This is a genomic window from Enterobacter sp. WPR_3_1, from assembly GCF_003635055.1.
Taxonomy (GTDB): Bacteria; Pseudomonadota; Gammaproteobacteria; order Enterobacterales; family Enterobacteriaceae; genus Enterobacter; species Enterobacter ludwigii.
Window position 1 is genome coordinate 76,971 of the sequence record NZ_RBXU01000014.1, and the last position, 20,945, is coordinate 97,915.

The 20,945-nt window shown below is 51.8% G+C and carries 21 protein-coding genes; 12 read left to right on the plus strand and 9 right to left on the minus strand.

Features of this window, described 5'->3' with window-relative positions:
- Positions 1 to 77: 77 nt before the first annotated feature.
- Together BJ887_RS19980 and trmL are read left to right on the plus strand one after the other, a co-directional pair.
- Positions 78 to 1,418, plus strand: coding sequence for an aromatic acid/H+ symport family MFS transporter (locus tag BJ887_RS19980; protein WP_121340332.1), 1,341 nt, complete (start codon positions 78 to 80; stop codon positions 1,416 to 1,418).
- 45 nt (positions 1,419 to 1,463) lie between these two features.
- Positions 1,464 to 1,937, plus strand: coding sequence for a tRNA (uridine(34)/cytosine(34)/5-carboxymethylaminomethyluridine(34)-2'-O)-methyltransferase TrmL (gene trmL / locus BJ887_RS19985; protein ID WP_014168081.1), 474 nt, complete (start codon positions 1,464 to 1,466; stop codon positions 1,935 to 1,937).
- Here trmL and cysE read toward each other — a convergent pair.
- The 5 genes from cysE to BJ887_RS20010 all read right to left on the minus strand — a co-directional run bounded on the left by cysE (position 1,934) and on the right by BJ887_RS20010 (position 5,047).
- Positions 1,934 to 2,755 carry a serine O-acetyltransferase gene (gene cysE, locus BJ887_RS19990; RefSeq protein ID WP_008502718.1) on the minus strand — a complete coding sequence of 274 codons (822 nt, stop codon included), beginning with the start codon at positions 2,753 to 2,755 and terminating at the stop codon, positions 1,934 to 1,936. The genes trmL and cysE overlap by 4 nt on opposite strands.
- A 78-nt stretch (positions 2,756 to 2,833) precedes the next feature.
- Positions 2,834 to 3,853 (minus strand): NAD(P)H-dependent glycerol-3-phosphate dehydrogenase, encoded by a 1,020-nt coding sequence (gene gpsA / locus BJ887_RS19995; protein ID WP_014168080.1) that lies wholly within the window; start codon positions 3,851 to 3,853, stop codon positions 2,834 to 2,836.
- Entirely contained in the window at positions 3,853 to 4,320 is a 468-nt protein-coding gene (gene secB / locus BJ887_RS20000) for a protein-export chaperone SecB (protein WP_014168079.1), read from the minus strand. Before secB ends, gpsA begins: the two co-directional genes overlap by 1 nt.
- Positions 4,321 to 4,352: 32 nt before the next feature.
- Positions 4,353 to 4,604, minus strand: a complete 252-nt coding sequence (gene grxC, locus BJ887_RS20005) for a glutaredoxin 3 (protein WP_014168078.1) — start codon at positions 4,602 to 4,604, stop codon at positions 4,353 to 4,355.
- 11 nt (positions 4,605 to 4,615) lie between these two features.
- Positions 4,616 to 5,047, minus strand: a complete 432-nt coding sequence (locus BJ887_RS20010; protein ID WP_014168077.1) for a rhodanese-like domain-containing protein — start codon at positions 5,045 to 5,047, stop codon at positions 4,616 to 4,618.
- Between the two features lie 246 nt (positions 5,048 to 5,293).
- Between BJ887_RS20010 and gpmM the strand changes: the two genes are divergently transcribed.
- Genes gpmM through BJ887_RS20025 form a run of 3 tightly spaced genes read left to right on the plus strand, consistent with a single transcriptional unit; the run spans position 5,294 to position 9,067 of the window.
- Positions 5,294 to 6,838 (plus strand): 2,3-bisphosphoglycerate-independent phosphoglycerate mutase, encoded by a 1,545-nt coding sequence (gene gpmM / locus BJ887_RS20015; protein WP_121340333.1) that lies wholly within the window; start codon positions 5,294 to 5,296, stop codon positions 6,836 to 6,838.
- Between the two features lie 33 nt (positions 6,839 to 6,871).
- Positions 6,872 to 8,131 carry a murein hydrolase activator EnvC gene (gene envC / locus BJ887_RS20020; protein WP_025206449.1) on the plus strand — a complete coding sequence of 420 codons (1,260 nt, stop codon included), beginning with the start codon at positions 6,872 to 6,874 and terminating at the stop codon, positions 8,129 to 8,131.
- 3 nt (positions 8,132 to 8,134) lie between these two features.
- Positions 8,135 to 9,067, plus strand: a complete 933-nt coding sequence (locus BJ887_RS20025) for a divergent polysaccharide deacetylase family protein (protein ID WP_121340334.1) — start codon at positions 8,135 to 8,137, stop codon at positions 9,065 to 9,067.
- Between the two features lie 69 nt (positions 9,068 to 9,136).
- Here BJ887_RS20025 and BJ887_RS20030 read toward each other — a convergent pair whose 3' ends face one another.
- Complete coding sequence (locus BJ887_RS20030) at positions 9,137 to 9,895, minus strand: glycosyltransferase family 2 protein (RefSeq protein WP_044866025.1); 759 nt, start codon at positions 9,893 to 9,895, stop codon at positions 9,137 to 9,139.
- A gap of 324 nt (positions 9,896 to 10,219) precedes the next feature.
- Here BJ887_RS20030 and BJ887_RS20035 point away from each other — a divergent pair, with 324 nt between their 5' ends.
- Positions 10,220 to 11,353: a glycosyltransferase family 9 protein gene (locus BJ887_RS20035; protein ID WP_223398579.1), complete on the plus strand. Its 1,134-nt coding sequence runs from the start codon at positions 10,220 to 10,222 to the stop codon at positions 11,351 to 11,353.
- A 39-nt stretch (positions 11,354 to 11,392) separates the two neighbouring features.
- On the opposite strand, the gene tdh is transcribed toward BJ887_RS20035, so the two are convergent.
- A complete protein-coding gene (tdh, locus tag BJ887_RS20040) occupies positions 11,393 to 12,418 on the minus strand; it encodes an L-threonine 3-dehydrogenase (protein ID WP_121340335.1) in 1,026 nt (341 codons plus the stop codon).
- A 9-nt stretch (positions 12,419 to 12,427) separates the two neighbouring features.
- Positions 12,428 to 13,624, minus strand: coding sequence for a glycine C-acetyltransferase (kbl, locus tag BJ887_RS20045; protein ID WP_020882676.1), 1,197 nt, complete (start codon positions 13,622 to 13,624; stop codon positions 12,428 to 12,430).
- A 215-nt stretch (positions 13,625 to 13,839) separates the two neighbouring features.
- On the opposite strand from kbl, the gene rfaD reads away from it, so the two are divergent.
- From rfaD to BJ887_RS20075, 6 genes are read left to right on the plus strand one after another with little or no spacing between them, the layout of a single operon-like run.
- Positions 13,840 to 14,772: an ADP-glyceromanno-heptose 6-epimerase gene (rfaD, locus tag BJ887_RS20050; RefSeq protein ID WP_058653899.1), complete on the plus strand. Its 933-nt coding sequence runs from the start codon at positions 13,840 to 13,842 to the stop codon at positions 14,770 to 14,772.
- A 2-nt stretch (positions 14,773 to 14,774) separates the two neighbouring features.
- Positions 14,775 to 15,821 carry an ADP-heptose--LPS heptosyltransferase RfaF gene (gene rfaF / locus BJ887_RS20055; protein ID WP_020882677.1) on the plus strand — a complete coding sequence of 349 codons (1,047 nt, stop codon included), beginning with the start codon at positions 14,775 to 14,777 and terminating at the stop codon, positions 15,819 to 15,821.
- A 3-nt stretch (positions 15,822 to 15,824) separates the two neighbouring features.
- Positions 15,825 to 16,808 (plus strand): lipopolysaccharide heptosyltransferase RfaC, encoded by a 984-nt coding sequence (rfaC, locus tag BJ887_RS20060; RefSeq protein WP_032679328.1) that lies wholly within the window; start codon positions 15,825 to 15,827, stop codon positions 16,806 to 16,808.
- Positions 16,809 to 16,811: 3 nt separating this feature from the next.
- Positions 16,812 to 17,906: a glycosyltransferase family 9 protein gene (locus tag BJ887_RS20065; protein WP_025206455.1), complete on the plus strand. Its 1,095-nt coding sequence runs from the start codon at positions 16,812 to 16,814 to the stop codon at positions 17,904 to 17,906.
- 1 nt (position 17,907) lies between these two features.
- Entirely contained in the window at positions 17,908 to 18,813 is a 906-nt protein-coding gene (locus BJ887_RS20070) for a sugar glycosyltransferase (RefSeq protein ID WP_050737639.1), read from the plus strand.
- Positions 18,800 to 19,963: an O-antigen ligase gene (locus tag BJ887_RS20075; protein WP_121340336.1), complete on the plus strand. Its 1,164-nt coding sequence runs from the start codon at positions 18,800 to 18,802 to the stop codon at positions 19,961 to 19,963. The genes BJ887_RS20070 and BJ887_RS20075 overlap by 14 nt, the downstream gene beginning before the upstream one ends.
- 14 nt (positions 19,964 to 19,977) lie before the next feature.
- On the opposite strand, the gene BJ887_RS20080 is transcribed toward BJ887_RS20075, so the two are convergent.
- Entirely contained in the window at positions 19,978 to 20,940 is a 963-nt protein-coding gene (locus BJ887_RS20080) for a polysaccharide deacetylase family protein (protein ID WP_121340337.1), read from the minus strand.
- Positions 20,941 to 20,945 lie beyond the last annotated feature (5 nt).

The window sequence follows — 20,945 nt, forward strand, 5'->3', positions numbered from 1 at the left end:
CATACCTGTGCCGCACGCAATTGTATATACAAGCAAATACAAGAACACAAAAACACCATCACATCAGAGGGGAGCGTATGAGATATTCAGGTCAGGTGGATATTCAGCAGGTGATCGACGACAGTCCCTTTTCCGGGTTTCACTGGGTGCTCATCGTGCTGGGCTTTCTGGTGCTGGCGATCGATGGTTTCGATACCGCAGCAATGGGCTACATTGCGCCCACGCTGTCGGCGGAATGGGGCATACACAAACAGGATCTGGGACCGGTACTGAGCGCAGCACTGCTCGGGCTGTCGCTGGGAGCGCTGGTCGCAGGCCCGGTATCGGACCGGATAGGCCGCAAGCGCGTACTGGTCTTTTCTTGTCTGTTCTTCGGCCTTTCAAGCCTGGGGACGGCCTGGGCACAAAGCCTTAACACCCTGACGCTATGGCGGTTTCTGACGGGCCTGGGGCTGGGTGCCGCCATGCCGAACGCCATCACCCTCATCTCAGAGTTTGCCCCTCAGCGCTGTCGCGCCATGGCGATTAATACCATGTACTGCGGCTTCCCGCTGGGCGCGGCCGGCGGTGGGGCGATATCATCCTGGCTTATCCCGCATCATGGCTGGCGAAGCGTACTGCTGACCGGCGCGATAGCACCGCTGATATTAACGCTGCTGCTGATGCTGTTTTTACCGGAATCGGTGAAATACCTGGTGCAGCGCGGGAAAGACATGATGCAGATCCGCCGTATCGCCAGCCGTTTCGCCCGCACGACCCTCGACGGCGTCACCGGTTTCTTTCTCGCAGAGGATCGGGTCGCCGCCAAAAAAGGGAGCGTAGCACAGCTGTTTTCACAGCCCTGGCTGCCTGGTACCCTGATGCTATGGGTAACCTATTTTATGGGGCTGGTGATTTATTACGTTCTGCTTAGCTGGATGCCGACACTGATGCTGGGGATGGGCTATCCCCTCGCGGAATCCGCATGGCTCACCTCGCTGTTCACCTTCGGCGGTACCGCAGGCATCCTTCTCGCGGGCTGGATGATGGATCGCTGGGAGGCACACAAAGTGGTCGCAGGTGGCTTTGTCCTGACCATGCTGCTCATTCTGGCGCTCGGCATTGAACATAACCATATCGCCCTGTTTGGCGGCTTGATTTTCCTGATGGGGATCGCGATGAACGGCGCGCAATCGGGAATGCAGACGCTGGCAGCCACCTTTTATCCTACCGAGTGTCGCGCAACGGGCATTGCCTGGATGCAGGGCATTGGCCGCTTTGGTGGCGTGGCGGGCATCATGACCAGCGCGCAGCTTCTCTCAATGCAGTGGCAGGCAGACAGTATTTTGATGATCCTTAGCCTGCCCGCCCTGCTGGCGGCCGCGGCAACCTTCTACAAAATGCTGCGTTGCCGCTCGCAGGATCTCGGCGTCGCATAAGCGGCCCGGTTTCTGCTATTCTGCCCCCGCAATTAAGGGGGCAGCATGCTTAACATCGTTTTATTCGAACCAGAAATTCCGCCGAATACCGGCAATATTATCCGCCTGTGCGCCAACACCGGTTTTCGTCTGCATATCATCGAGCCGATGGGTTTTACGTGGGACGACAAACGTCTGCGCCGCGCGGGGCTGGATTATCATGAATTTACGGCCGTGGTTCGCCATCATGATTACGCCGCGTTTCTGGAAAGCGAAAACCCACAGCGCATGTTCGCCCTGACCACCAAAGGTACGCCGGCACATAGCGCCGTGCGCTATCAGGACGGTGATTATCTGATGTTTGGCCCGGAAACGCGCGGCCTGCCGGCCACCATTCTTGATGCCCTGCCCGCTGAGCAGAAGATTCGTATTCCGATGATGCCGGACAGCCGCAGCATGAATCTGTCAAATGCGGTGTCGGTGGTGGTGTATGAAGCATGGCGCCAGCTGGGATACCCGGGCGCCATTCTCAGAAGTTAAATACCGTCACCATACTCAAACGTATGGTGAATACCGTTGAAGTGCTGATCCATATCCATCGACGGTTTGTCGCTGTCTGGTTTACCGACAATACGTGCCGGTACGCCAGCGGCAGTCGTGTGCGGCGGAACAGGCTGCAGAACAACCGAACCGGCGCCAATCTTCGCACCACGACCCACTTCGATGTTGCCGAGGATCTTGGCGCCCGCGCCAATCATCACCCCTTCACGGATTTTCGGATGGCGATCGCCGCTGGTTTTACCGGTACCGCCTAACGTGACCGACTGCAGAATCGAAACGTCATCTTCAATCACCGCGGTTTCACCGACGACAATGCCGGTGGCGTGGTCAAGCATGATCCCGCGGCCAATTTTCGCGGCCGGGTGAATATCCACCTGGAAGGTTACGGAAACCTGGTTTTGCAGGAAGATAGCCAGCGCGCGGCGGCCTTCATTCCACAGCCAGTGGCCGATGCGATAAGCCTGCAAGGCATGAAAGCCCTTCAGATACAGCAACGGCGTAGAGTATTTGTCCACCGCCGGGTCACGCGTGCGCACGGCCTGGATATCACAGGCAGCAGAAGCGATCATTTCAGGGTCAGCGGCATAGGCCTCTTCCACCACTTCACGAATGGCGATGGCGGGCATAATCGAGGAAGCCAGTTTATTGGCGAGCATATAGCTCAGGGCGCTGCCGAGGTTTTCGTGCTTGAGTAGCGTCGCATGATAGAAACTGGCCAGCATTGGCTCGCAGTCAGCCAAAGCCCGGGCTTCAGCTTTAATATTGTTCCAGACGATATCCAGTTCTTCACACGGCATTGCTTACTCCAGACGACATGTTAATGACCGGCCAGTTCTGTGCTGGCCGGGTCATAGTGCTAACAAGAATCCCTGCGACTAGTTACTGCTGCGCTCATCCTTGCGCGAACGACCTAATAAGGTCAATGCTGCCTCGCGCGCATTTTTTCCGCAATACAATACCTGATAAATTTCCTCGGTTATTGGCATTTCGACACCAAAACGGTGCGCCAATTCGCGAACTTCTTTGGTATTGCGATAGCCTTCAACCACCTGACCAATCTTCTCCTGCGCGCCTTTCACATCCATGCCCTCACCGAGCATCATGCCAAAGCGGCGGTTACGGGACTGGTTGTCGGTACAGGTCAGCACCAGATCGCCCAGGCCCGCCATGCCCATGAAGGTGGTCGGATCGGCACCCAGTGCTGCGCCAAGGCGGGACATCTCGGTTAAGCCGCGCGTAATCAGTGCGGTACGTGCGTTGGCACCAAAACCAATCCCGTCGGACATTCCGGCGCCGATCGCAATCACGTTCTTCACCGCACCGCCCAGCTGTACGCCGATAAAATCGGGGTTGCTGTAAACGCGGAAGCTTTTGCCGCAGTGCAGCAAATGCTGAAGATCGTCGGAGAAGGCCTGATCGGTTGATGCCAGCGAGATCGCCGTCGGCAGGCCAGCGGCCAGCTCTTTAGCAAACGTCGGCCCCGAGATAACCGCCAGCGGGATGTCATCACCCAGCGCTTCGCGGGCGACATCCTGCAACAGGCGTCCGGTTTCGGCTTCCAGCCCTTTGGTGGCCCATACAATGCGCGCATCAGGGCGCATCAGCGGCTTGATCTGACGCAGCACTTCGCCAAACACATGGCTCGGCACCACAATCAGAATGTTGCGGCTGGCCGCCAGCGCGGTCGCAAGGTCACTTTCAAGGTGCAGGGAGTCTGGGAACGGAACGTCCGGGAGGAACGCCACGTTGCAACGGTCGCGTTGCAGCGTCGCGATATGTTTTGGGTCGTGGCCCCAGAGAACCACTTCGTGACCATTTCTTGCCAGCGTGATGGCAAGAGCGGTGCCGTATGAACCGGCACCGATCACAGTCATTGACGCATTAAGAGTGCTCATCAGGCATCCTGATGTTGTTCAGTACCTTCGCCAGCTTGCTGCTGCAGATAGTTCATGAACAGCGCATCAAAGTTAACTGGCGCAAGGTTCAGTTGCGGGAATGTACCGCGAGAAACCAGGCTGGTGATGCATTCGCGAGCATACGGGAACAGAATGTTCGGGCAGTATGCACCCAGGCAGTGCGCCATCTGGTTGCCTTCGATGCCGCCGATGGAGAAGATGCCGCCCTGCTGAACTTCACACAGGAATGCAGTCTCTTCGCCCAGAGAGGCAGTAACAGTCACACGCAGTACGACTTCATACACGTCATCCGCCAGTTGGGTAGATGCGGTATCAAGATCAAGTTTAACCTCTGGCTGCCAATCTTTCTGGAAAACGTGTGGCGCATTTGGCGCTTCGAAAGAGACATCCTTGGTGTAGATACGCTGGATCTGGAAAGTCATTTCGGTGTTGTTTTGTTCTGACATGGAAAAACCCTTTTTAATTGTCCTAAAGTCTCTTAGCTCAGCAGCGGATCGAGTCCACCACGGGCATCGAGCGCATACAAGTCATCACAGCCGCCAATGTGCTGCGCATCAATAAAAATCTGCGGAACCGTCGTACGACCACTACGTTGGATCATCTCTTCGCGTTTAATCGCGTCACCGTCAATCGGCAGTTCTTTGAACGCTACGCCTTTGCTGTTCAGAAGCGCTTTTGCACGGTGGCAGAACGGGCACGTTGCTTTGGTGTAGATCTCGATATTGGCCATTACTGAACTCCTTATTTACCGCGAACCAAAGGAAGATTTTCCCCGCTCCAGCCGGAAATACCTTCTTTCAGAACCGTTACGTTTTCGAAGCCTGCTTTATGCAGCGCGCTGGCAGATTCCTGCGCCTGCATACCGGTCGCGTCAACAACGATAATCGGCTGGGCTTTATGTTTCTCAAGCTCACCAACGTTGTTTGCTTTGATTTCAGCAGGTAACAGGTTGATAGCACCAGCAATGTGACCTTTACGGAAATCGTCACGCTGACGCAGATCGACCACGACGGCATCTTCTTTGTTAATCAGACGCGTCGCTTCACCACGGGTGATAACCTTAATCTTAGACGTCAGGCCTTTAAATGTGGTGAACAGCACAGCAGCCAGCAGGCCAATCCACGCGATGCTCAGAACCGGATGGCGGCTAACGAATTGCATAATTTCTTGCATGGAGGGTAACTACTCCGACTTAGTGATTAAAAAAACCAGGACAGGAGTATACCTGTGCGTTGTGGCAAATACAGCCAGCGACCATAACCTAATCCATTTTCTGAGGCCTGCCACCTAAAAAATTGCCTCAAAAGCGTCCGCTAAGCACCTTGCCCCTGCGCTTTCTTTGATCTTCTGCGGCTATTTGATCGATTCAGCTGTAGTAAAATTACGCAAATTTTGACTCTTGAGCATGAGGTTGTCGCAATGTCGGTTTCTAAAAAACCTATGGTACTGGTGATTCTGGATGGCTATGGCTACCGTGAAGATCAACAGGATAACGCCATTTTCAACGCCAAAACGCCGGTGATGGACGCGCTGTGGGCAAAACGTCCCCACACCCTGATTGATGCGTCCGGGCTGGAAGTGGGTCTGCCAGATCGTCAGATGGGCAACTCCGAAGTTGGCCACGTAAACCTGGGTGCAGGTCGTATCGTGTATCAGGACCTGACGCGTCTGGACGTTGAAATCAAAGAACGTACCTTCTTCAACAACCCAGTACTTTGCGGCGCGGTGGACAGAGCCGTGGCGGCCGGTAAAGCAGTTCATATCATGGGTCTGCTCTCCGCCGGTGGCGTACACAGCCACGAAGATCACATCATGGCGATGGTTGAATTGGCGGCTGAGCGCGGCGCAGAAAAAATCTATCTGCACGCTTTCCTGGACGGTCGTGATACGCCACCACGCAGCGCAAGAGGTTCACTGGCCTCCTTCGAAAACAAATTCGCCGCGCTTGGCAAAGGACGTGTGGCCTCCATCATCGGGCGCTACTACGCAATGGACCGCGACAACCGTTGGGATCGCGTTGAACAGGCCTATGACCTGATGACGCTGGCAAAAGGTGAATTCCAGTTCGCGACCGCGGTGGAAGGTCTGGAAGCCGCTTACGCGCGTGATGAAAACGATGAATTCGTGAAAGCAACCGTCATTCGTGCTGAAGGCCAGGCTGATGCCGCCATGGAAGACGGCGATGCGCTGATCTTCATGAACTTCCGTGCTGACCGCGCGCGTGAAATCACCCGTGCGTTCGTGAACAGTGATTTCGACGGTTTCACCCGTAAGAAAGTGGTGAAGATCGACTTTATTCAGCTGACCGAATACGCCGCTGACATCAATGCCCCATGCGCTTATCCACCCGCTTCACTGGCCAATACCTTCGGCGAGTGGATGGCGAAGAACGGCAAGACACAGCTGCGTATCTCCGAAACCGAGAAATATGCCCACGTCACCTTCTTCTTTAACGGCGGTGTTGAAGAGCCGTTCAAAGGCGAAGATCGTATTCTGATTAACTCACCCAAAGTGGCTACCTACGATCTGCAGCCAGAAATGAGCTCTGCCGAGCTGACTGAAAAACTGGTTGCGGCAATCGAAAGCGGCAAATACGACACCATCATCTGTAACTACCCGAACGGTGACATGGTGGGTCATACCGGCGTGATGGAAGCCGCCGTAAAAGCGGTTGAAGCGCTGGATCACTGTGTTGACCAGGTCGCGAAAGCGGTTGAATCCGTTGGTGGCCAGCTGCTCATCACCGCTGACCACGGTAACGCAGAACAGATGCGCGACCCGGCAACCGGCCAGGCGCACACCGCTCACACCAACCTGCCTGTTCCGCTGATATATGTGGGTGATAAATCACTGAAAGCAGTGGAAGGCGGCAAGCTTTCCGACATCGCGCCAACCATGTTGTCGCTGATGGGCATGGAGATCCCTGAAGAGATGACTGGTAAGCCGCTGTTCATCGTGGAATAATCGCTCCCCATGAGGGGAAAGGCGATTTTTTCAATCACATGGGTCGTGAAGCCGCTTAGGTTATCAGTCAGACCTCTGCTTTGCGCCAGCGCACTCAGCGCTGGCGTATTGCTGTGCGCCGCATCCGCCCACGCGGATGACCGTGACCAGCTGAAATCCATTCAGGCCGATATCGCCGCGAAAGAGCGTGCGGTACGCCAGCAACAACAGCAACGCTCTGCTCTGCTCGCTCAGCTTAAGCAGCAGGAAGAAGCCATCTCCGCTGCCGCACGTAAATTACGTGAAACGCAAAACACCCTCGCCCAGTTGAATAAACAGATCGACGAAATGAACGCGTCGATTGCCAAACTGGAACGCCAGCGTGATGCCCAGGAACGCAACCTTGCCGCACAGCTTGATGCTGCTTTCCGCCAGGGTGAGCACACGGGCCTTCAGTTGATCCTCAGCGGTGAAGAGAGCCAGCGCGGTCAGCGTCTGCAGGCCTACTTTGGTTATCTGAACCAGGCGCGTCAGGAGACTATCGCGCAGCTGAAACAGACGCGCGAAGAGGTCACCACGCAAAAAGCCGAGCTCGAAGAGAAGCAGAGCCAGCAACAGACGCTGCTCTACGAACAGCAGGCGCAACAAGCGAAGCTCGAGCAGGCCCGCAACGAGCGCAAGAAAACCCTTTCCGGTCTCGAGTCCTCTATTCAGCAAGGCCAAAGCCAGCTGAGCGAAATGCGCGCCAACGAATCGAAACTGCGTAACAGTATCGCCCGCGCGGAAGCGGCGGCGAAAGCGCGCGCCGAAAAAGAGGCCCGCGAAGCGCAGGCCGTACGCGACAAGCAGCAGGAAGCCTCACGCAAAGGTACGACCTACAAGCCAAGCGAAAGCGAACGCTCCCTGATGTCACGTACCGGCGGTTTAGGCTCCCCTCGTGGTCAGGCTTACTGGCCCGTGCGCGGTACAATTCTGCATCGCTATGGCGAACAGCTGCAGGGTGAACTACGTTGGAAAGGGATAGTTATCGGTGCGTCTGAAGGTAGCGAAGTAAAAGCCATCGCCGATGGCCGTGTGATTCTGGCCGACTGGCTGCAGGGTTACGGGCTTGTGGTAGTGGTGGAACACGGTAAAGGCGATATGAGCCTTTACGGCTACAACCAGAGCGCACTGGTCAGCGTTGGTACTCAGGTGCGCGCCGGCCAACCCATCGCCCTCGTGGGCAGCAGTGGCGGTCAGGGCCGCCCGTCACTCTATTTCGAAATTCGTCGCCAGGGTCAGGCGGTCAATCCACAGCCGTGGTTGGGAAGATAAGTTTTGCTTCAATTTCGTCGAATTGTTCTCTCCTTCGCCAGTGCACTGGCGCTGGCAGCACCGGTCTACGCTGGCAAACTCGCGATAGTGATTGATGACTTCGGTTATCGTCCGCACACCGAGAATCAGGTACTGGCGATGCCGGCCGCCATCTCTGTCGCCGTCCTCCCGAATGCGCCGCACGCGCGTGAAATGGCGATCAAAGCGCATAACAGCGGTCATCAGGTTCTCATCCATCTGCCGATGGCACCGCTCAGCAAGCAGCCGCTGGAAAAAGATACTTTGCGCCCTGATATGAGCAGCGATGAGATCGATCGCATCATTCGCGATGCTTACAATAAAGTGCCGTACGCCGTCGGGCTGAACAACCACATGGGCAGCGCGATGACCTCCAGCCTGTACGGGATGCTCAAAGTGATGCAGTCGCTGGAGCGCTATAACCTCTATTTCCTCGACAGCATGACCATCGGCAACAGCCAGGCGATGCGTGCCGCGCAGGGTACAGGCGTGAAGGTAATAAAGCGCAAGGTGTTCCTCGATGACACCCAGAACGACGCGGATATCCGCGGACAGTTCAATCGCGCCGTACAGTTAGCCCGACGCAATGGCTCGGCTATTGCTATCGGCCATCCGCACCCGTCTACCGTTCGCGTTCTGCAGCAGATGCTGCCGACATTGCCGTCTGATATTACGCTGGTTCGTCCTGGCGATCTGCTGAATGAGCCACAGGTTGATACGTCGCGTCCTGGCAGTGCACAGCCACCGGTAACGCAGCCGCGCAATCCATTCAGGGGTGTAAAAATTTGCAAGCCTAAGCAGTCACCAGAGCCTGTATATGCTACTCGATTCTTTACCGTGATAGGGGAAAGTATCAGCCAGAGTTCCTTAGTGAAATATATGCAGCATCAATGGCAAGGCTGGGGTAAAAAAGCATAATTGGCCCGCCAACGCAGGCGGGCAGAGCATGGCAACGAGATGAGTGCCCATATACTTCCTGCATGCGGGCTATTTTTTATCCTCAAACTGATACCAGGCTTTGAAATATTTGAGAAAACTGTATAGCGTTGCATAGAGTCCCGTCACGACGCCCACTTTCCCCTGCCGCCAGGCACCACTGAAAAGATACCATTTAAAAAACGCCCCAATGGCACTAATTAGGCCTCGTCCAATTGAAGGGCGGATCTTCTGATATTTGACCAACCTTGTTGTATAGCTATTGAGCTTATTAAACACTTCATTCAGGTCATAAAAGGTATCATGGCGTACTTGCCCAGCCATGATGAAAGCATTAAGTTCACCTTCCACCTTGTCATCTACTGGTCGGAGATTAAATCTTGCACAGGTGCGATTAAAAAGTCGTACAGGGAAATCTGGCGACGATACTGGATAGATAGTACGAACTTCTTTTCCGAGTACGTACCAGTGTCGAGCAATACGCCAGGCATGATCTGGTGGAGGCTCAGCCCCACTCTTCAGATTCAGAATAAAGGATACAGTCAGGTCATCCAGGATTTCATCGCTATCCATGCATAACACCCAATCATGAGATGCAAGACTCACCGCATAGTTCATTTGGTCCCCATGCATCGTATATTGTCTATAGATAGGGCTTAAATTATAACTTTCACAAATGGATAGCGTGTTATCTTTACTTCCGGAATCAACAACAATCATTTCATCTGCAATTTTAAGAAGAGGAGGCAGAACATGGTTAAGAACCCTGGCTGAATTGCAGGTGAGTAAACAAACAGTTAACTTGAACATTCCCTTACTCTTTTCGAAAATGACCTACACAATTGTAGCAGGGAAAGTGTATTTAAGTGAATATCGAAACAATCAGCAAATAATAAATAAAATCGTCTTTTGTGACATCCATTCCATACTCTTCATTCCTTAAAGTAGGCCTGTAAACATACTTTTGCCTTTATCCAGGCACTAAAAAGTACTGTTTGACCAGTAGAGAGTGACCTGCACAGCGCGCCAAGCATTCTAACCCATTGAAATTATTAAACAAAAAATTAATTCCTCATTAAAATAGATGTTCACATTACTTATCATTATGCTTATACTGTTAGCAGAATGTTTAAAATGTGGTTTGTCAAACAAATGAAAAAAATCATCCTTTATTTTAAAGCACTTAATCGTCAACGAAATCATAAGACTCATGAATTAAAACGTCGGCTTAAACTCTATAAATTATCTAAAAACATTCCCGATAAAAGAGGCAAACCTTTCGATAGTTCCTCAGTAAAGCGGATCCTCTTTCCTTTTTTAGATTTAGGGATTGGTGATGCCGTTTGTCATACCGGAATGTGGAGAGAACTGAAAAAGGCTGGGTATATTGTCCAGATCGCGGCAGAAGAAAGAAACAGGGCTTTATTTGAAAAAATCGTTGATATTGATGAGATTTTTATCATTGATATCAATGAGTTAAACTCCATCTCACAAATAGAGACTGACCTGATCATTAATCCTTATGCATGGATGAAAAGAAAAGAGCTCTTTAGTGTACAACTGCTGCAGAAAACGCAATATAAATATGCGATGAGTTTTGGTGGCTGGCTTAATAAGCCCTACAATTTACAACTGCCAGCGGAGGGAGACTTTCACATTACTGATCCACAGAAAAAGATGCTTACTGCATTAAATATTCACACAAAACACTTATCTTACTCTTTACCAGCTTTACCGAGCCACGAAGAGACTATTAATGAGTATCTTCTTCCTTTTAAAGGAAAAAAGTGGATCGTAATCAACCCCTTTGCCAGTGTAGATGAGCGAAGTCTTAGTCGCGAGCAATTAGTAAGCCTGATTTCAAAAATTTCAGAACCAAAAAATAATCATATTTTCATTGTTGGTGAAAGAAAAAAGATTGAAAAATTAAACATTCAGGATCCTGCAGTTTCCGTATCTATTTTCCCGTCATTATGGGACACCGTTGCGCTAATCAAGCAGGCAGACCTTGTCATTTCAGTGGATACCGCTATTGTCCATATTGCCTGCGCTTTAGATAAAAAGCTCGTAGCTATATATTACTCAATGCTTCTTGATCATAATAAGAATTACGAAGGCAATAAAATATTCGGCCCGATAGGCGAAAATGCAAAACAACTTATTTTCAATAAATACGATAGAAAAATCGACATAAATTTAATTGCCACTGAAGCCAAGAATATTTTAGATGGCAAATGCGTTATAGAAGAAAAAGATAAATACCTGTGATGAAAGCCGGCCGGATTTAAATCCGGCCGACTTTTACTCTCAATCCCAGCTCAGGATAACCTTCCCGGACTGGCCAGAGCGCATCGCGTCAAAGCCTTCCTGGAACTTATCGATGGAGAAGCGATGGGTGATAATCGGAGACAGGTCCAGACCAGACTGGATCAGTGCCGCCATCTTGTACCAGGTTTCGAACATCTCGCGGCCGTAGATACCTTTGATGAACAGCCCCTTGAAGATAACCTTGTTCCAGTCGATAGACATATCAGACGGTGGAATGCCCAGCATCGCAATACGTCCGCCGTGATTCATGGTGTCCAGCATGGTGCGAAACGCCGGTGGTGCGCCGGACATCTCAAGACCCACGTCAAAACCTTCGGTCATGCCCAGCTCTTCCATCACGTCGCTCAGGCTCTCTTTAGAGACATCCACCGCGCGGGTCACACCCATTTTGCGCGCCAGCGACAGGCGATACTCGTTCACATCGGTAATCACCACATTGCGGGCACCAACGTGCTTCGCCACCGCAGCAGCCATAATCCCGATGGGACCCGCGCCGGAAACCAGCACATCTTCGCCGACCAGGTCGAAAGAGAGCGCCGTATGTACCGCGTTACCGAAGGGATCAAAGATAGAGGCCAGATCGTCAGAAATGTTGTCCGGGATTTTGAACGCGTTAAATGCCGGGATCACCAGGTATTCTGCGAAGCAGCCCGGACGGTTCACGCCCACGCCGATTGTGTTACGGCACAGGTGCGTGCGTCCACCGCGGCAGTTACGGCAGTGACCACAGGTAATATGGCCTTCACCCGAGACGCGGTCGCCAATGTTGAAGCCTTTTACTTCCTGACCCATGCCCACCACTTCGCCGACATATTCGTGGCCCACGACCATCGGTACCGGAATGGTTTTCTGCGACCACTGGTCCCAGTTATAGATATGAACGTCAGTGCCGCAAATGGCGGTTTTACGAATTTTGATCAGCAGATCGTTATGACCGACTTCCGGCTCCGGCACGTCGGTCATCCAAATCCCTTCTTCCGCTTTCAGTTTGGATAACGCTTTCATCACACGTCCTCAGGCAATTACGCCCAGCTGTTTGCCGATGCGGGTAAAGGCTTCCACCGCACGTTCAATTTGTTCAGGCGAATGCGCCGCAGACATCTGGGTGCGGATACGCGCCTGGCCTTTTGGTACCACCGGGAAGAAGAACCCGGTAACGTAAATTCCTTCTTTCTGCAGCTCGCGGGCAAAATTCTGCGCCACAACCGCATCGCCCAGCATCACCGGAATAATGGCGTGATCGGCACCGGCGAGCGTAAACCCTGCGGCACCCATTTTTTCACGGAACAGGCGGGCGTTTGACCACAGACGGTCGCGCAGCTCAGCGCCAGACTCCACCATTTCCAGGACTTTAATGGATGCGGCAACGATCGCCGGCGCCAGCGAGTTGGAGAACAGGTACGGACGGGAACGCTGGCGCAGCCACTCAACCACCTCTTTACGCGCAGCAGTATAACCCCCTGACGCGCCGCCGAGCGCTTTACCCAGCGTACCGGTGATAATGTCCACGCGGCCCATTACGTCACAGTATTCGTGAGATCCACGGCCGTTCTCACCAACAAAACCGACGGCGTGTGAATCATCAACCATCACCAGCGCATCGTATTTGTCTGCCAGGTCGCACACGCCCTTCAGGTTGGCAATCACGCCATCCATAGAGAACACGCCGTCTGTGGCAATCAGCACATGGCGGGCACCTGCTTCACGTGCTTCTTTCAGCCGCGCTTCCAGTTCAACCATGTCGTTGTTGGCGTAGCGGAAGCGCTTCGCTTTACACAGGCGCACACCGTCAATGATAGAAGCGTGGTTCAGGGCGTCGGAGATAATGGCATCTTCTGCGCCGAGCAGCGTCTCAAACAGACCACCGTTGGCGTCGAAGCACGAGGAGTACAGGATCGCATCTTCCATCCCCAGGAAGTCCGCCAGCTTTTTCTCAAGCTGCTTATGGCTGTCCTGCGTACCGCAGATGAAGCGTACGGAGGCCATACCGAAACCGTGGGTGTCCATGCCTTGTTTTGCCGCGGCAATCAGCTCAGGGTGATTCGCAAGACCTAAGTAGTTGTTCGCACAAAAGTTGATCACATGGCTGCCATCGGCAACGGTGATGTCCGCCTGCTGAGCAGACGTGATAATACGCTCTTCTTTGAACAACCCTTCCGCACGTGCGGTGTCGAGGTCGCTGTTTAACTGTTTGTAAAAATCACCACGCATTGCAATTCTCCAGACTCGGCAAATTTTGGCACATATTACCCAACCCTGGCCGCCATGACGAGATGACACATTATCTCTTCTCGTTTTTGCAGCATAAATCACGTGTACCCTTGCGCTATGTCGGTGAATGGCTGAAGGGCAGCCATACTAATGATATGATAAGAACATTAGCGTCCGGGATTGTCCCCGGACTCCACACTTCAAAGGTTACAGTTATGATCATCGTTACCGGCGGCGCGGGCTTTATCGGCAGCAACATTGTTAAGGCCCTCAATGACAAAGGCATCACCGACATTCTGGTGGTGGACAACCTGAAAGACGGCACCAAGTTTGTAAACCTGGTGGATCTGAACATCGCTGACTATATGGATAAAGAAGACTTCCTTATCCAGATTATGGCAGGTGAAGAGTTCGGCGAGATCGAAGCCATCTTCCACGAAGGTGCATGCTCTTCCACCACCGAGTGGGATGGCAAGTACATGATGGACAATAACTATCAGTACTCTAAAGAGATCCTGCATTACTGCCTGGAGCGTGAAATTCCGTTCCTGTACGCCTCTTCTGCAGCAACCTACGGTGGCCGTACGTCAGACTTCATCGAATCCCGCGAATATGAGCAGCCGCTGAACGTCTATGGCTACTCCAAATTCCTGTTCGATGAATACGTGCGTCAGGTTCTGCCTGAAGCCAATTCCCAGATTGTGGGTTTCCGTTACTTCAACGTGTATGGACCGCGCGAAGGCCACAAAGGGAGCATGGCGAGCGTCGCGTTCCACCTGAACACGCAGCTGAACAATGGCGAAAGCCCGAAACTGTTTGAAGGCAGTGACGGCTTCAAGCGTGACTTCGTCTACGTAGGCGACGTGGCGGCAGTGAACCTGTGGTTCTGGGAAAACGGCGTCTCCGGTATCTTTAACCTGGGGACAGGCCGTGCGGAATCCTTCCAGGCCGTGGCGGACGCCACCCTGGCGTACCACAAAAAAGGCAGCATTGAATACATTCCGTTCCCGGACAAACTGAAAGGTCGTTACCAGGCCTTCACGCAGGCGGATTTGACCAACCTGCGTGCGGCGGGTTACAACAAACCGTTCAAGACCGTTGCCGAAGGCGTAACGGAATATATGGCCTGGCTGAACCGCGACGCGTAAGTATGAAAATTCTGGTGATCGGCCCGTCATGGGTGGGCGACATGATGATGTCGCAAAGTCTCTATCGCACGCTCAAGGCGCGTTATCCCCAGGCGATAATTGATGTGATGGCACCTGCCTGGTGCCGTCCGTTGTTATCGCGTATGCCGGAAGTTAACGAGGCGATCCCAATGCCGCTCGGCCACGGCGCGCTGGAAATTGGTGAACGTCGCAAGCTCGGCCATAGCCTGCGCGAAAAGCGCTATGACCGCGCCTATGTCCTGCCTAACTCCTTTAAATCCGCCCTTGTACCCTTCTTTGCGGGCGTCCCCCATCGCACCGGCTGGCGTGGAGAAATGCGCTACGGTCTGCTGAACGACGCGCGCGTGCTTGATAAAGACGCCTGGCCACTCATGGTCGAGCGCTACGTCGCGCTGGCCTATGACAAAGGCGTGATGCGCAGCGCAAAAGATCTGCCGCAACCGCTGCTCTGGCCCCAGCTCCAGGTCAACGACGGTGAGAAATCCCACACCTGCAACGCGTTTGGAATTTCATCAGAACGCCCCATGATCGGTTTCTGCCCGGGAGCAGAGTTCGGCCCGGCAAAACGCTGGCCGCATTATCACTACGCTGAGCTGGCAAAACAGCTGATCGATGAAGGTAATCAGGTCGTGTTGTTTGGCTCGGCGAAAGACCACGAGGCGGGTAACGAAATTCTGGCTTCGCTGAATACAGAACAGCAGGCATGGTGCCGTAATCTGGCAGGGGAAACCCAGCTGGAACAGGCGGTAGTTTTACTTGCCGCCTGTAAAGCCGTCGTCACCAACGACTCAGGCCTGATGCACGTCGCCGCTGCGCTCAACCGGCCGCTGGTTGCTCTGTATGGCCCCAGCAGCCCTGACTTTACGCCACCGCTTTCTCATAAAGCGCGCGTCATACGTCTGATCAGCGGTTATCACAAGGTGCGAAAAGGCGATGCGGCTGAAGGCTATCACCAGAGCCTGATCGACATCACGCCCGAGCGTGTCCTTGAAGAGCTCAACGAGCTGCTGTTGAGTGAAGAAGGATAACGGATGCGGGTATTGATCGTTAAAACCTCTTCCATGGGCGATGTGCTGCATACTCTGCCGTCGCTCACCGACGCCATGCAGGCCATTCCCGGCATTCGTTTTGACTGGGTGGTGGAGGAGGGCTTCGCACAGATCCCCACCTGGCATGAAGCAGTAGACCGCGTGATCCCGGTTGCTATCCGCCGCTGGCGTAAAGCGTGGTTCTCAGCACCGATTAAGGCTGAACGTCAAGCCTTCCGTGATGCGGTGCAAGCGCAGCGTTACGATGCCATCATTGACGCACAGGGTCTGGTCAAAAGCGCCGCGCTGGTCACGCGTCTGGCGCACGGCGTAAAGCACGGTATGGACTGGCAAACCGCCCGCGAGCCGCTGGCGAGCCTGTTCTATAATCGCCGCCACCATATCGCGAAACAGCAGCACGCCGTGGAGCGCACCCGCGAGCTGTTTGCGAAAAGCCTCGGCTATGCAAAACCGGACACGCAGGGTGATTACGCTATTGCGCAGCATTTTTTGCGCGATGCGAAGACGCACACACCGCCCTATCTGGTCTTTCTGCATGCCACAACGCGCGATGATAAGCACTGGCCGGAATCACACTGGCGAAGACTCATTGAGCTAATGCAACCGACCGGCATCCATATTAAACTCCCGTGGGGCGCAGAACACGAAAGGCAACGCGCAGAGCGTTTGGCCGCGGGTTTTTCAAATGTGGAAGTGTTACCTAAACTCACGCTGGCTCAGGTTGCCGCGCAACTGGCAGGCGCCAATGCCGTCGTATCCGTGGATACCGGATTAAGCCATTTAACCGCAGCGCTGGATCGCCCCAATATCACCCTTTTCGGTCCGACCGACCCGGGGCTGATTGGGGGGTACGGTAAAAACCAGCATCAAATGGTCAGTCCGACGCAGCAGATGAGAGACATTACCGCAGATGCGATTTTTTCGTTTTTACAGGGCAGCCATCGGCTTTCTAACAGGGATATTTAACCCATGAGTTATGTATTTCTGCTGATTTTACTTTTTCCGGTGAAACTCATCCGGAAGCTGTTTCGCAAAGACACGGGCAGAAACCTTGTCATTCAGACAGCCAAAATCGGTGACTTTATCAATGCAACGCCTCTACTGGCGTATCTGCAAAAAAGCGATGTGCTGATCAGCCGCAGCGTTAACGCATTGGCTCAGCATGACGACAGTATCGAAGAGATCTTTTTTGTGGAGCAGCAAAAGCGCAACCTGTGGCGTAAGCTCTGCTTCGCCTGCCGGATCATGAATCGCTACGACAATGTCTATCTGCTGCAGCCCAACAGTGTGAATCTCTTTTTCGCTTCAGCCTGTAATGCAAAAAACAAACAATTTTTAAGCACTTATACACGCAGGTGGTATCACGGAATTTTTTATGCCACGGCTGATGGTACCGTTGAGCATGGCAAAAAGACGCTGTCCGTCACTAACTATCTCAAGCTCGCCGATCGCGCGCTCACCTGGCAGGACTCCCCCAAGCACGCCACAAAGCCCCTGTTCAAGCCTGCGGTTTACCCACAAATTCTCGATAAACCCGGGGTTATCCGAATTGGTATCAGCATTTCTGCCGGTAACAAAGCAAAGACGGTTCCCCCGGTTATCTGGAAACGTATTGTCGATCATCTTGCCGACCTGCCCTGCGAGTTTTATGTTTTTGGCGCACCGAACGAACAGCCGTGGATGGATGACATCACCCGCGCTTACGGTGAAATTCCCAATTTTATCAACCTCATTGGAAAAATATCGCTCGAAGAACTGCCGTGGGCGATATCCAAAATGGATTGTTATATTGCGTCAGATTCAGGGAATATCTACATTGCCGATGCGGTGGGCGTCCCGGTGGTGTTGCTGTTTGGCCCTTGCTGCCATTATGAACAACGTCCGCTTGGCAAGGTATTGCTGATTGGGAAGGATGAAAATATAAACTCTTACGTCTTTGAAACGCGTTACTACTTCAGCCAGCCGAAAGAAGAGCTCTTTGAGGTAACAGACGAAGATTTGGCGAGAATCAGTCATTTGTTGTCTACTGTTGCGCATAAAAATAGTGAAATCGAGAAGGCTTAAGATGGGCTCTCTGACTAAGCAGTTTTACCGTTATACCCATAAACGAAACATGCGTCACAATGAAAATTTGTGGCCGTATGTGAAGATTGCGCGAAATGAAAGCGGCGAGATTTCTGATTTTGTCTATCGTGGTCAGCCCGTTCAACTTACAGCCCTTACTTCTCTCAAAAATGCATTTAGCGGAGAAGTGTTAATTACCGCCACTGGCCCCTCAGTCAAAAAAATAGATTTTTCTACATTACCCGTAGATGTCATTCGTACGGGGGTAAATGGGGCATGGCACCTTCATAACCAGCTTAATTTTAGCCTTTACTTTATTGTTGACATGACTTTTATTGACCGGCAAACAGCGTTGTTAAAGCGTATCGTGGCCAATAAAAATTTGCTTCTGTTTACAACGGCTATGGGGGTGGTTAAGCTTATTGACCGTTTTTCATACGAAAATATCTACTGCCAGATAGCCATAATCGAAGATATTTGCTACAAAACGTATAAACCCTCAATCAAACGCGAAGCGCTTTTTAATACCCTCAAGGATCGTCCTGGGATCGTTTTTTCTGAAAATACGCCAAATAGCGCTTTTAGCCTCGATATTTGTCAGGGTGTCGTTGATGCCGGTACAGTGGTTTACTGGGCATTGCAGATCTTAAATTACATGGGTTTCTCAAAAATCTATATTGCTGGACTGGATATGACACACTTTTCTAAACCGAGATTTTATGAGAAAACAGAAACCATGCTGCCTTCGTTTCTGGAAGATAAGGTACAGGATATTGTTCTTCCTGCACTCTCTCTTGCAAGTAAGATTTTTGCTTCTGCAAACAAAGAGGTGATTAATCTTTCCCCTCAAAGTGCTATACCTTCTTCTGTTTTTGTCAGAAAGGATTTTACGGATGTATTTAAATAGACTGCCGCGTATTACATTTTACCCTTTTGTAGCATTTATGTTTTTAAGCATGATATTCTGTGGGGTATCTAAAGTAAATATTCTTTTCCACGTTTCCCTGGTCCTTTTTCTTATCACCATAATGCTGGTAAAAAGCGCCAGAGAGCGGTTTATACATGACAAAGAATTTCTTCCAGCACTTGGGCTGCTAACTCTGTTTGTCCTTTATTTTTCCCTCTCGAACCTTTGGGCCGAGACATCACACTTAAGTTCTGCTCTTACCCATTCATTTTACATCCTTATTTTCTTCTGCCTGTATCGGCAATGTGAGCTTGAAAACAAGAAGACATACCTGATTGGTTCAGCTTATTTTGGAATTGTTACACTGACTTTACTGACATTAGTCTATGTTAATAAAACACATCTACTTATCGGACGCCTAAGACTTGCTTTTCCCTATGCACCCGACAACGTCATTGACCTGGGCGGATATATGGCATTGGGGATTATTTTAAGTGCGATTCTTGTGCGAGAAACCCGCAGCCTTTGGTATTATGTTCCGGTTCCGTTGTTGTTGAGTGGCTTATTACTGACGCAAAGCCGTGGACCATTATTGGCGTTAATGATAGCAACAGCTGTCGTATTCTGTATTAAACCAAAATGGAACAAGAAGTTTGTGTTCTTGTCCCTGGCCACTCTGCTTATACTGGGCATTACACTTTATTACAGCGGCTTTTACGACCTGCTTATAAAGCGGTTTGAAGATTCTAATCAGGCTGGCTCCGTTCGTTTTGGCATCTGGCAGCATGCTTTTGAAGTAACAAAAGAAAGATTAGTTTTTGGCTGGGGATTTAATAAAGATCTGTCATTCATTAATGGTTATGAACAGCATGTGACGACTACACACAGCCTCTACTTCGGTGCCTTTCTTAAGGGCGGAATCGTAGGGCTAACGCTGTTTTTAGCGATGATTGCCTACGCATTCAGGCAATGCCTGAGACACCTTGCTGTAGACCACAAAGCCGAGGTTGCGGTACTGATTTTCGCGCTCGTATTTTATTCCACTCAGGGGATGTTCGTTATCAGTAATCCTCGAGAATACTGGGTGTTATTCTGGATACCGTTAGCCATCATATTTAGTACACCCGTGAAAAAAACCGTTCAGAGATAATCTTTAGGCGCCGGTTAACCGGCGCTTCTTTTACTCCGATAAAACTCCGCCAGCGTCATCCCCACCGTCTTGTCCGACAGCCATGTAAACAACTGTTCCAAATCCAGGTACAACCCTTCAATGGCCGCATCATCTTTGAACGTAGGACTTCCGCCGGGCATAAATTCTGAAGAATGGAGCATAAACTCCACATAATCATTGCCCTGCGACAAGCACTGTTGTGCGACCTTAATCATCTCAGACGCGTTTCCACCTGACGGACGCAGCCAGTTAACTGACGGGGAACGATATTTCCCACGCAGCCGATCGTAGCCCTGTTTAACGGTGTTCAGCCAGGCCGGGTGTTTATACTGAATACTCATCGGCACTTCGAGCAGAGGGCTATTTCCCGGGCGGGAAATATCCTCTGTATCGATAAAGTAGGCATGGTCAGGGAAATGCTGATAATTCGTTCCTCCGTGACCCTGCGGCGCCCCTTTTGCATTTCGCCAGTTCACCCGTGGGGTGACGGAACAGTCAACCTGATAACCCAGCTCTATCAGCAAGTTTGCGTAGCGACGATCAAACGCCCAACGCCCGGCACGGTGGCTCAGCATTTTGGTCTGGAAGGTCTCTTCCAGCAAGTGCGTCATAAAAAGCACTTTCTCGCGCATAATTTCATCTGAAAACTCAATCAGATAAGGCTGCCAGCGCCAGTCATCACCGGTGAGGTCATGTTCAGGTGGGCTGTTCCACGCATGAAGATGCATGCCAACCTCGCCCTGGCCGCGGGCAATCACATCTTTTGCGAACTCAATGAAAACCGGTTCGATCGCCATCTCATAGTTGGTCAGCCAGACCGGCTTAAAACCAAAACGCTCGCATAGCGCCTGAAATCGTGCCAGGTAGCGTGCGTTTTCCGTTTTGATAACACGGTGGTTTTGCCAGAGATTATCGCCTTCTGTATCAATGGTGATGATAAACGCTGGTTTTTTCATAATGA